Genomic DNA, 11,936 nt, shown 5'->3' on the forward strand with positions numbered 1-11,936 from the left:
TGCAGGCAGGCATCGGCGCAGTCTCTTCAACGCAGAATCAAGTGCGCACAGCGCACGCGACGCTCATCTTGCACGGCACGCCCCGATTTTCCACCACCGCGTGCTGCCGCCGCGCGTGATCGCGGCCTGGCGGCACCCGGTCTCCAGCCCGGCCGTGCCGAGATCATGGTGGCGCATGGCCACCCTGCACGCCGCTTGCCCACTCACAGGTCCAGCACCAGGCGCGGCGAGCGGCTGCGCGAGCAGCACAGGGTGATCTGCGCATTGGCGGCGTGTTCGGCGGCGCTGAGTACGCTGTCACGGTGATCGGGCAGGCCGGCGATCACGCCGGTCAGGCAGGCTCCGCACATGCCCTGCTCGCAGGACAGCGGAACGTCGATGCCGGCATCCAGCAAGGCGCCGGCGATGCTGCACCCGGCCGGCACCTGCACCACACGGCCGCTGGCGGCCAGCTCCACCTCGAAGGCACGGTCGGCAGCGTCGGGCAGTTCCGGCGCGGTGGCGGCGAAGTGCTCGCGGTGCACCTGCGATTCCGCCCAGCCCTGCGCCCTGGCGACGGCGGTGAAGTGGTCCATGAACGCAGCCGGCCCGCACAGGTAGAGCTGGTCGCGCGCGCGCGCCTGGACGAGTGCGTCGGGCAGGTGCACGCGCGGGCTCTGGCCGCCTTCGCTCAAGTGCATGTGCACCTGGCCGTGCGAAAAGCCCTGTTGCAACCGCTGCCCGAACGCCACGTCGGCATGCCGGCGCGCGTAGTAGTGCAGGACGAAGGATTCACCACGCGCTTCCAGCGCCTCGGCCATCGACAGCAAGGGGGTGATGCCGATCCCGGCGGCCAGCAGCACATGCCGTTCGCCAGCACGCAGCGGGAACAGATTGCGCGGGCTGGAGATGCGCAGGCGATCGCCGGGCGACAGCTGCTCGCACAGATGCCGCGAGCCGCCGCGCGAGGCATCGGCCAGCTTGACGCACAGCAGGTAGTGGTCGCGCGCATGCGGGGCGCTGGCGATCGAATACTGGCGGATCAATCCGTCCGGCAGATGCAGGTCCACGTGCGCGCCGGCCTCGAACGCAGGCAGCTCGGCATCGATCGGCTCCAGGCGGATCGCACGCTGGCGGTGGCCTTGCTCGGCCACGGCGGCAACGCGCACTTCATGCAGGCCCATGGCGCGCTCCTTGGAGGTCAACGCAGGAAGAAGTCGCTGTAGCCCTGGCTGCGCAGGCCACGGCGGTAGGCGATCGAACTGCGGTCGGCGGGGATATGCACCTCCAGCAGCGGGTCCAGCGGCAGGTATTCGGGCCGCTGTGCTTCGACCATGGCGCGGTCTTCCTCGAACACGCGCAGGTTGAAGGCATGCACGTCCTCCACCGGCAGATGGGTGTCGAAATTGCGTGCGATCGGCACCAGCAGGCGCGTCTTGTGCTTGGACACGGGGCTTGCGGCATTCATGATCACCAACCGCTTGCCCGGCACCGGGAAATGGATGGTGAGCGTGGCGGTGAACGGCAGATGCACTTCGAAGTGCCGCAGCCACTGGAACTCCGGGTCCACGTCCGGCAGCGGCATGTCTACCGAATAGTTGGCCACGCTGCTGAGGTAATCGGCGTCGAAACCGGTGGGTGTCTCGGTGGTGGTATAGGCCGGCACCTCGCGCTTGTCGGGCTGGGCGAATGTCGCGGTGTGCACGAAGGCGAAATGCGCCACGTCGATGAAGCCTTCCAATTGCCGTGCGGCGCTGCCGGCGATGTCGAAGGCCGGGCACACGATCTGCTGGAAACCTTCTTCGTCCCAGCCGGGCATCGGCGGAATCTGCACCTCGGCCTCACTCACCCCGGCCGGCTTGGCCAGGCACACCCAGATCAGGCCGTAGCGCTCGGCCACCGCATAGGTGTGCAGGCGCATCCTGGCCGGAATGTTCTGATCTGGACTGGCCGGGATGTGATTGCAGCGCCCGCCCGAACCGAAGCGCAGCCCGTGGTAGGCGCACACCACGCCGCCGCCATCGGCCGTGCCCATGCTCAGCGGCACACCGCGGTGCGGGCAGACATCGCGCGCGGCCACCAGCTCATCGCCCAGTCGGTACAGCACCAGCGGCTCGTCCAGCAGGGTGGCCTTGAATGGCGCCTGCCCGACTTCGCTGCTCAGCGCCACGGCGTGCCAGTGCTGGGCCAGGCGCTGCCAATCGGCGGCTTCGAAGGTGCAGTGCAGGGGGAGGGCGGGGACAGCGACATCCATGGGGCGGTCTCTGGCGTGAGGCGGGAGCGCCCCCGGTCGCGGGGGCCTGGATTGACTCTAGGAAGCCGGGGGTGTGTGATCAAACATCGTTTTTCCGTCCAGCCATTGCAAAAAACGCAACGCCAACCGAGTCCTGCCCCATGCTGACCTTCTCCCGCTTCACCCGATACTTCATCGAAGTGGCTCGCTGCGGCAGCATCCGCAAGGCTTCCGAGGTGCTGCACGTGTCGGCCTCGGCGATCGACCGCCAGATCCTCAAGGCCGAAGAGGAGCTGGGGGCGCAGTTGTTCGAACGCCTGCCCGGCCGGCTGCGGCTCACTGCCGCCGGCGAGCTGCTGCTGGTGGACGTGCGCGGCTGGGAGAAGGCCTATGCGCGTACGCTGGAACGCTTCGACGAGCTCAAGGGGCTGCGCCGCGGGCATGTGGAGATCGCCATGATCGACGCGCTCAGCGAAGGCGTGGTGCCGGCGGCGGTGGCATCGCTGGTGCAGGAGTACCCGGGCATCACCTTCAACCTCTCCACCGCGCGCAACCAGCGGGTGATGGAGATGGTGACCTCGGCCGACGTGGATATCGGCCTGTTGCTCGACCCGGTGAGCAGCGTGGACCTGGAGGTGCGCGCGTTCGCCGATATTCCGCTGGGGATCGCAATGCCGATCGGCCACCCGCTGAGCGGCCGCTCCGAGTTGCAGCTGAGCGAAACCCTGGAACACCGGCTGTTGCTGCCGGCTGCGCCGTTGATCGTCGGCGAGCACGCCAAGGTGCTGTACCAGCGCCAGCACATCGACGTGAAGCGGCTCACCCATTGCAACGACGTGCGCACCCTGCGCGGATTGGTGCGTGCCGGCGCCGGGGTCGGTTTGATGTCGTGGCTGGATGCGGCCCCCGATGTGGCCGACGGAAGGCTGGCGTTCGTGCCGTTTCGCCAGCACCTGACCAAGCCGATGACGCTGGCCCTGTGCGTGGCCCCGCAACGCCAGCTCTCGCGCTCGGCGCAGCTGGCGATCCAGGCGCTGGCGGCGAAGATCGATGCGATGACGGTGCCGGTGGTGGGATAGCCCCTCATCCGGCGCTGCGCGCCACGTTCTCCCGCCAGCGGGAGAAGGAAGCGCCAACACTTGCTGCCTTCTGCTTCTGCTTCTGCCTTCTCCCGCTCGCGGGAGAAGGTGCCCGTAGGGCGGATGAGGGCAACGCCCACCCGGTACAATCGCATCTGCTCTTCAGACGACACCCGCACCATGCAGTTGATCGACATCGGCGCCAACCTGACCCACGACTCCTTCGACCGCGATCGCGATGCGGTGTTGCAACGCGCACGCGAGGCGGGAGTGGCGCAGTTGGTGATCACCGGCGCCAGCCGCGAGCATTCCCCGCTGGCCCTGCAGCTGGCCCAGCAGCACCCCGGATTCCTGTACGCCACCGCCGGCGTGCACCCGCATCACGCCGTGGAATTCACCGCCGAATGCGCAGCGGAAATGCGCGCGTTGCATGCCCATCCGCAGGTCGTGGCCGTCGGCGAATGCGGCCTGGATTACTTTCGCGACTTCGCGCCGCGCCCGGCGCAACACAAGGCGTTCGAAGGCCAGTTGCAACTGGCCGCCGACAGCGGCAAGCCGCTGTTCCTGCACCAGCGCGACGCGCATGCGGATTTCCTGGCGATCCTGCGCAGCTTCGACGGCACGCTGGGTGCGGCAGTGGTGCACTGCTTTACCGGTACGCGCGAGGAATTGTTCGATTATCTGGACCGCGATTTCTATATCGGCATCACCGGCTGGCTATGCGACGAACGCCGCGGCGCGCATCTGCGCGAGCTGGTGCGCAACATCCCCGCCAACCGGTTGATGATCGAAACCGACGCGCCCTACCTGCTGCCGCGGACGCTCAAGCCCATGCCCAAGGACCGCCGCAACGAGCCGATGTTTCTATCGCACATCGTGCAGGAGCTGGCGCGCGACCGCGGCGAAGACGTGGCGGTGACCGCCGGCAACAGCACGGCGGCAGCGCGCAGCTTCTTCGGCCTGCCGGTGCCCGCCGCAGCGGATTGAACGAACGGCTGCATGCGGCGCCCGGCATCGCTGGGCGAGCGGCGTGCCGAAAGCGGCCAGCGCCAGGCGATGCGCCAATGGCCTGTGCGATCGCCCCGGCCAGGCATGGGCCGTGTGCTAGGCCGCGAGCAGTTCCCACCCCTGTGCATCGCGCAGATGCAGTCCTGGCTGGGGCGCATCCACGCTCACGCGAACGCCATCGGCCCACGGCAACTGGCGTTGTTGTGGAAACCATCGTCGACGCTGGTCCACCACGATCAACAGACCGTGATCGTCGCCCAGTGCGACAAAGCCCTCGACCGCCGGTGCGAAGGGGCGCAGTCCGAAATGATGGACCACGCTCTCGGTCACGGTCTGCACATGGTGGCTGGGCAGGCCGATCTCGCTCAGGCACAGCAACTCGCTGCCATGAAACGCGCCCTGGCCCGTGGCCGCATCCTGCAGCGCATCGCGCGCGATCAGTTCCAGCACCGCCCCATCGGGGCCGGCGAAATACACCGACTGCGATTGCCAGGCGCCATCCAGTGCGAAACGCTGCCGTCCCTGCGCGTCGCCCAGCACGCTGGCGCGTGCGCCGATCCATTGTGCAGCGGCGTCGAACCGCGACGGTGCCACGTTGAAAGCCAGGTGCACGCTGCCCACCGGCTGCTGTGCCTGGACGCATTCCAGCGTCGTCCAGCCGATGCGCAGCGTGGTGCCGTGGACCGGCAATTGCAGCACGTCGCGGTAGAAACGCAGGCTGAGGTCGGGATCGAGACAGGGCAGGACGAGCTGACGCAGGCGCATGGCGATGGATCGGAAGTGGGGGAGCCCGCATTGAACAACCTCAAGCAAGGTTGAGGTCAAGCGCGCATCGTCGTTGCGCCGCGCCGACGACGCATGCGGCGTCGATGGTGCAGGCGCGCACTGGCGGACATGCGACTGCACGCGCCGGGCCTGCCGGCGCCGATCCCAGGCGGGCCAGGTGCCCGCGGCCGCGGCAGGCTGCGGGCGGCACGGCTGGCCGGCCGCCCACAGCGGCATTGCCGGGACGCGGAGCGGACGCTCAGATCTGCTGCGCCAGCGCCCACAGATGCCGCACCAACGGTGCGTTCTCCAGCGCATCGGGTGCGGCCGCCAGGGCCAGACGCGCCAGCGGCATGCGGCCGGTAATGTCGAGGTAGCGCACGCCGGGGCGCTGCAGTTGCGCGGTGGAGGCGGGAACCACCGACACGCCCAGTTCGGCGGCCACCAGGTTGATGATGGATGACATCTGCGGCGCTTCCTGGGTGATGCGCAAGGTCACGCCCGACTCGCGGCAGGCGGCCAGGATTTCGTCGTACAGGCTGGAGCCGAAACTGCGCGGAAACAGGATGAAGGGCTCGCCGGCCAGCGCTGCCAACGGTGCACTGGTGCGCGCAGCCAGCGGGTGCGCGGCAGGCACGGCGATCTTCATGGGCTCGTCGGCAAAGCGCAGCAGCTGCAGATCCGGTGGCGTGCTCAATCCGTAGCGCACGAACGCCGCATCCAGGCGTCCGTCGGTCAGCCCCACGAGCAGGCTGGCGGTATTGGTTTCTTCCAGCAATAGCTCGACTTGCGGCCATTGCCGGCGAAAATCGCGGATCAACCGCGGCACCACCGGACTGAAGGCGGCCGAAGCGGTGAGCCCCATGCGCAGCCGGCCGGACTCTCCGCGCGCCACACGCCTGGCAGTCTCGGCAGCCCGCTCCACGTCGACCAGCACGCGGCGCACCTCGCCCAGGAAAGCCTCGCCGGCGGCGGTCAGCTCGGCGCCGCTGTGGGTGCGGCGGAACAAGGCGGTGCCCAGCTCGCGTTCCAGCGTCTGGATCTGCTGGCTGAGCGGCGGCTGGCCGATGCCGACCCGCGTGGCCGCGCGGGTGAAGTTGCCTTCTTCGGCGACCGCAAGGAAGTAACGCAGGTGACGCAGCTCCATGGCATCTGTTTTACATATGGCAACCGCCAGTATCATATATTGGACAGGGGGTGCCGCCGGGCGAATACTCGCCGCTCCCGATGTCGTTGCTGCTGCCGTGCCGTCTTCCGATCGTTTTTCCCGCAGCTTGCCGATGGCCGACCCGGGCGCTGTTACCGCCGCCCCGGCCATCGGCCGGATCCGGCTGGCGCTGTTCCTGGCCGGCTTCGCCACCTTCTCGCTGCTCTACAGCGTGCAACCGGTGTTGCCGGAATTCGCCCGGACGTTCGGCGTGGATGCGGCCGTGGCCTCGCTGCCGCTATCGCTGGCGACCGCCGGGTTGGCGATCGCGATCTTCTGTGCCGGAGCGGTGTCGGAAAACCTGGGCCGGCGCGGGCTGATGTTCGCCTCCATCGCGCTGGCCGCCGTACTCAACCTGATCGCCGCATTCCTGCCGCACTGGGGCGCACTGGTGGTCGTCCGCACCCTGTCAGGGATCGCGCTGGGCGGCGTGCCGGCCGTGGCGATGGTGTACCTGGGCGAGGAACTGCCTCCGCACAAGCTGGGCGCGGCCACCGGCCTGTACGTGGCCGGCAATGCGTTCGGCGGCATGAGCGGGCGCATCCTGATGAGCGTATTGACCGATCACAGCGACTGGCGCACCGCCCTGGCCCTGCTGAGCGTACTCGACCTGCTGTGTGCGCTTGCCTTCGTCTGGTTGCTGCCGCCCTCACGCCATTTCGTGCGCCGGCATGGCATCAACCTGCAGTTCCATCTGCGCGCCTGGGCCGGGCAGCTGCGCGATCGCAACCTGCCGTGGCTGTTCGTATTGCCGTTCCTGCTGATGGGCGTGTTCGTCAGCGTCTACAACTACGCTGGCTTTCGCCTGGGCGGGCCGGAGTTCGCGCTCAGCCAGAGCCAGATCGGCATGATCTTCAGCGCTTACGTGTTCGGCATCGTCAGCTCCTCGGTGGCCGGTGGGGCTTCGGATCGCTTCGGCCGCGGGCCGGTGGTCAGTGCCGGTATCGTCTGCTGCGTGCTGGGTGTGGTACTGACGCTGACACATGCGCTGGCGCTGGTGGTGGGCGGCATCGTGTTGCTGACCATCGGATTCTTCATCGCGCATTCGGCCGCCAGCGCCTGGGTGAGCCGGCTTGGTGGCGCGCATCGTAGCCACGCCGCCTCGTTGTACCTGCTGGCGTATTACGCCGGCTCCAGCGTGATCGGTGCGATGGGCGGTTGGTTCTGGCAACACTGCGGCTGGGCCGGCCTGGTAGGGATGAGCCTGAGCCTGCTCGGCATGGCGTTGGCTGCCGCGCACGTCCTGCGCAAACGCGCCGACGACACCCGTCCCTACGGCCGGTTCGCGCCGCATCCGCCGCGCGGGGAGTGAGCCGGCGCGCCGCAGGTGGCAGCGGGTGCCCGTGGCCTCGTGCGGCAGGCAGTGCTGCGTGGCCAGAGCCATCTCGACGGTGCACGTGGCTGCGAAGGCAGCCACGCCGACCGTGACGGAGCCATTGTCGCGTCCGGTGCAGCTGCAGCGGCAGTTCGCCGTTGCAGCTGCATGGCCATGCACGCGGCAGACACCGCGGTTGGCTTGGAATCGAGCGATGTCACCCCAGATCATGCGCTTGCGTTCGTGTCGCGCGCCCGGTGCCGGCTGCATCCGCTGCGGCGGTACTCGCGTATCCGTGTCTGTCGCCTGGTGGTCGGCTGCGGCGTGCAGACCGTGGCGCCAGCGTCGTCTCGCAACGAGCAGGCTGCGGTGGCATGGCGCGTGTTTTCCACGTTATCGGAGTCGCACCATGAGCGTTGTTCCCGCACCAGACGGCGATGCGTTACAGGAATTCATCCAGACCCACCAACGCCTGTTCGTGCTGACCGGTGCCGGCTGCAGCACCGATTCGGGCATTCCCGACTATCGCGATCTGCAAGGGGGCTGGAAGCGCCCGCAACCGGTGACATTCCAGGCCTTCATGGGCGAGCTCGCCACGCGTCAACGCTACTGGGCGCGTAGCCTGGTCGGCTGGCCGCGGTTCGGGCTGGCGCGACCCAACGCGACCCATCACGCGCTGGCCGCGCTGGAAGTGCGCGGCCAGCTGGAACTGCTGCTGACCCAGAACGTGGATCGCCTGCATCAGGCCGCCGGCAGCCAGGCGGTGATCGATCTGCACGGGCGGCTGGATGTGGTGCGTTGCATGGGCTGCGAACGCCGCATGCCGCGCACCGAATTCCAGTGGCTGCTCGAACAGTCCAATCCCGGCTGGGTGGAGCTGGATGCCGCACAGGCGCCCGACGGCGATGCGGATCTGGACGACGTCGCCTTCGAGACGTTTGCGGTGCCGCCGTGCCCGGCGTGCGGTGGCATCCTCAAGCCGGATGTGGTGTTCTTCGGCGAGAACGTGCCGCGCGAGCGGGTGGAGCGCGCATTCGCGCACCTGCAGGCCGCCGACGCGGTGCTGGTGGTGGGCTCCTCGTTGATGGTGTACTCGGGCTTTCGCTTCGTACAGGCGGCCGCGCGGTCGGGCCTGCCGATCGCCGCACTGAATTTCGGTCGCACCCGCGCCGACGAACTGCTCACATTGAAGGTGGAACAGTCGTGCGCGCAGGCGTTGGCCTTCCTGCACGCGCCGGCGGACCCGCTGCGCGCTGCGGCCTCCCATTACGACAGCGCGCGCTCCGCATGACGCAGTGATCCACTGCCGCGGTTGTGCGGCGGCGCGGCACGCAGTGCAATGGGCAACCCCCTGTTGCGCCTGGATGTTGCCTTGAGCCAGTTGTTCACTCCCATCGCGTTCGGTCCGCTCGCGCTCGCCAACCGCATCGTCATCGCACCGATGTGCCAGTACTCGGCACAGGACGGCTGCGCCACCGATTGGCATCGCATCCATCTGGGCACGCTGTCGCAATCGGGCGCCGGCCTGCTGATCCTGGAGGCGGCCGCGGTGCTACCGGAAGGGCGCATCAGCTACGCCGATCTCGGTCTTTACGACGATGCCAGCGAGCGTGCGCTGGCTGACGTGCTGCACTCGGTGCGTCGCTGGTCGCCGATGCCGATCGGCATCCAGCTGGCGCATGCCGGGCGCAAGGCATCCACCGATCTGCCCTGGAACGGGGGCGAGGCGATCGCGCCCACCGATCCGCACGGTTGGCAGACCATGTCCGCTTCGGCGCTGGCGTTCCGCGACGGGCAGCCGTTGCCGCAGGCGCTGGACGAGGCCGGTATCGATGCGGTGGTGGCGGCGTTCGTGGCCTCGGCCACCCGTGCCGAACGCCTGGGCCTGCAGCTGATCGAGCTGCATGCTGCGCATGGCTATCTGATGCATCAGTTTCTCTCGCCGTTGAGTAACCAGCGCACCGATGCCTATGGCGGGTCGCTGGACAATCGCATGCGGCTGACGCTGCGCATCTTCGATGCCGTGCGTGCGGCGGTGTCCGATACGGTGGCGGTGGGCGTGCGCCTGTCGGCCACCGATTGGGTGGAAGGCGGCTGGGATCAGGAGCAGAGCATCGCGCTGTCCAAGGCACTGGATGCGCGTGGCGCGCACTACATCCATGTTTCCAGCGGCGGGTTGGATCCGCGCCAGCAGATCCCGCTGCAGGAGGGTTACCAGATTCCGTTTGCGCAGGCGATCCGTGCGCAGGTCGCCACGCCGGTGATCGGTGTGGGCCTGATCACCGAGCCGGCACATGCCGAGGCGATCCTGCAGGAGGGCCAGGCCGACGCCATCGCGCTGGCGCGCGGCATCCTGTACGACCCGCGCTGGCCGTGGCATGCCGCCGCCGCGTTGGGCGCCACCGTCACCCCGGCACTGCAATACCTGCGCTGCGAGCCGCGCCACGCACGCGGCGTGTTCGCCAGCTGACGCACGCACGCCATACCGGAGAGGACACGCATGCCGATAGGATTTCTCGGACTGGGCACGATGGGCCTGCCGATGGCGCATAACCTGCTGCGCGGCGGCTTCGAGCTGAGCGTCTGGAACCGTTCGCCCGAACGCGCGCAGCCGCTGCGCGAGGCCGGTGCCACGGTGGTGATGCAGGCACGGGATGTGGCACACGGTCCGTTGCTGTTTTCCATGCTCGCCGACGACGACGCGGTGCGTCAGATCGTGCTGGAAGGCGGCGTGCTGGATGCGCTGCCGGCCGGCAGCGTGCACGTCAACATGGCCACCATCTCGGTGGCGCTGGCGCGCGAGCTGACCGCATTGCATGCCGAACGCGGTATCGCCTACGTGGCGGCACCGGTGCTGGGTCGCGTCGATGTCGCGCAGGCGGGCAATCTCAATATCCTGGCCGCCGGCGACGCTGCAGCGCTGGCGCGGGTGCGACCGATGTTCGACGTGCTCGGGCAGCGGACCTGGCCGATCGGCAATGCACCCGAGCAGGCCAATGCAGTGAAACTGGCGGCCAATGTCTGTCTGGCCAGCGCCATCGGCGCCATGGCCGAGGCCAGCGCGCTGGCCCGTGGTCACGGCGTGGAGACCACCCAGTTCCTCGACATGCTCACCAGCACCTTGTTCGCCGCGCCGGCATATCAGGGCTATGCCAGGCTGATCGCGCAGCGCCAGTACCTCCCGGCCGGCTTCACCGCCACGCTGGGCCGCAAGGATGTGGATCTGGCGATCCAGGCCGCCGCGCAGAAACAGGTGCCGATGCCGCTGGGCGAACTGTTGCGCGCCGAACTGGATGCAGCGATCGCGCATGGCGACGGCAGCGCCGATTGGGCGGTCCTGGCCGAAGTGGCGGCGCGTCGCGCGGGCCAGGCATAGTGTCGGCAGCAGCGACGGCCTGACGTGCTTGCGATACGACGCCTCGCTTCGCGGTCCCTGCAACCGGTGATCGACACCGGGTACCAGCCGTACGCGCCGCGGTCGATGGCGGACGATGGTGCCTCGCCATGAGGCGGCTGCGCTGGACGAGCGAACGCCGCCGCGTCATGCGTCGTCCTTGCCCGGCAAGAACCGGTTTTTCTCCGTGGGGGTTGCTTGAGGCAATCTGCGCAAGCGGCTAAGGTGCCTGCTCGATTCGGCCTGGTTGCGGTGTGCGCGATGCGCAACGCGCTCCAGCCATCACAGCGCCTTCAGGGAGAATGCGATGCAACACCCGCACAACCGGCCCGGTTTTTCCGCGCGACGATCGCGCGCGCCGGCCCACGCCGGTAGCGCATCATGAGCCTGCCGCCGCCTGTGGTCGATCAGGGCCAGGTCGGCCCGGAGCATCCCGAGCATCCGGACCATTTCCTGTTCGCGCAGATCCGCGAGGCGGTGAGCGTGCTCGATGCGGAATTGAACAAGCCTGCCGACGACGCCAGTGAACGCATGGCTGCGCGCCTGCTGCCGCTGGCCAAGCAACATGGCTTCGATCAGGTCGATCATGTGGTGCTCAGCCGGCATGTGGGCGAGGTCGGCGAGAACGTATTCCTGGTGCGCGGAGAGCTGTCCGACCCGGCGCATCTGCGTGCGCACATCACGACCCAGGAAGCGATGGAAACGTCGGTGGAGGCATCGCTCCTGCAGTTGAACGAAATCAACCGCCGCCTGATGCTGCGTCTGCCGCCGCGCTAGGCGCATCGCGCGCGCGTGTCGCGGTCGATCGTGCCGTCGCCAGGCATGGGGCGTTGGCGACGCGAGCATCCGGGGCGCTCCGATGTGCAAGACGCGTGGCCGATCCGATCGTCTGCGGAACCGCACTGGCTGCACGCCGACAGTTACGCACGCAAGCACTGCGCTGGCAGGCGTGCGCA

11 protein-coding genes are annotated in these 11,936 nt (G+C 68.3%); 7 read left to right on the plus strand and 4 right to left on the minus strand.

All coding sequences use genetic code 11. From position 1 onward, the window contains the following. Positions 1–203: 203 nt before the first annotated feature. Both LL964_RS03520 and LL964_RS03525 read right to left on the minus strand, forming a co-directional pair. Positions 204–1,163 (minus strand): PDR/VanB family oxidoreductase, encoded by a 960-nt coding sequence (locus LL964_RS03520; protein WP_167395231.1) that lies wholly within the window; start codon positions 1,161–1,163, stop codon positions 204–206. A 17-nt stretch (positions 1,164–1,180) separates the two neighbouring features. Beyond that, positions 1,181–2,233, minus strand: a complete 1,053-nt coding sequence (locus tag LL964_RS03525) for an aromatic ring-hydroxylating dioxygenase subunit alpha (RefSeq protein ID WP_104586340.1) — start codon at positions 2,231–2,233, stop codon at positions 1,181–1,183. A gap of 140 nt (positions 2,234–2,373) precedes the next feature. Between LL964_RS03525 and LL964_RS03530 the strand changes: the two genes are divergently transcribed. Further along, positions 2,374–3,291, plus strand: a complete 918-nt coding sequence (locus LL964_RS03530; protein WP_104586338.1) for a LysR family transcriptional regulator — start codon at positions 2,374–2,376, stop codon at positions 3,289–3,291. 180 nt (positions 3,292–3,471) lie between these two features. Then, complete coding sequence (locus LL964_RS03535; RefSeq protein WP_104586336.1) at positions 3,472–4,278, plus strand: TatD family hydrolase; 807 nt, start codon at positions 3,472–3,474, stop codon at positions 4,276–4,278. Positions 4,279–4,395: 117 nt separating this feature from the next. On the opposite strand, the gene LL964_RS03540 is transcribed toward LL964_RS03535, so the two are convergent. Both LL964_RS03540 and LL964_RS03545 read right to left on the minus strand, forming a co-directional pair. Further along, positions 4,396–5,064 (minus strand): VOC family protein, encoded by a 669-nt coding sequence (locus LL964_RS03540; protein WP_104586334.1) that lies wholly within the window; start codon positions 5,062–5,064, stop codon positions 4,396–4,398. Between the two features lie 259 nt (positions 5,065–5,323). After that, positions 5,324–6,211, minus strand: coding sequence for a LysR family transcriptional regulator (locus LL964_RS03545; protein ID WP_104586332.1), 888 nt, complete (start codon positions 6,209–6,211; stop codon positions 5,324–5,326). Positions 6,212–6,308: 97 nt separating this feature from the next. On the opposite strand from LL964_RS03545, the gene LL964_RS03550 reads away from it, so the two are divergent. From LL964_RS03550 to LL964_RS03570, 5 genes are all read left to right on the plus strand, one after another. Next, on the plus strand, positions 6,309–7,583 hold the full coding sequence (locus LL964_RS03550) for an MFS transporter (protein ID WP_425478140.1): 1,275 nt from the start codon (positions 6,309–6,311) through the stop codon (positions 7,581–7,583). Positions 7,584–7,995: 412 nt separating this feature from the next. Continuing rightward, positions 7,996–8,877, plus strand: a complete 882-nt coding sequence (locus LL964_RS03555; protein WP_104586330.1) for an NAD-dependent protein deacetylase — start codon at positions 7,996–7,998, stop codon at positions 8,875–8,877. A gap of 48 nt (positions 8,878–8,925) precedes the next feature. Then, entirely contained in the window at positions 8,926–10,056 is a 1,131-nt protein-coding gene (locus LL964_RS03560) for an NADH:flavin oxidoreductase/NADH oxidase (RefSeq protein WP_425478139.1), read from the plus strand. A 30-nt stretch (positions 10,057–10,086) separates the two neighbouring features. Further along, on the plus strand, positions 10,087–10,962 hold the full coding sequence (locus tag LL964_RS03565; protein ID WP_104586329.1) for an NAD(P)-dependent oxidoreductase: 876 nt from the start codon (positions 10,087–10,089) through the stop codon (positions 10,960–10,962). A gap of 399 nt (positions 10,963–11,361) precedes the next feature. Then, a complete protein-coding gene (locus LL964_RS03570; RefSeq protein WP_104586327.1) occupies positions 11,362–11,757 on the plus strand; it encodes an XVIPCD domain-containing protein in 396 nt (131 codons plus the stop codon). Positions 11,758–11,936: the final 179 nt, after the last annotated feature.

Source organism: Xanthomonas melonis (assembly GCF_020783655.1).
In the GTDB taxonomy this organism is placed as follows: Bacteria; Pseudomonadota; Gammaproteobacteria; order Xanthomonadales; family Xanthomonadaceae; genus Xanthomonas; species Xanthomonas melonis.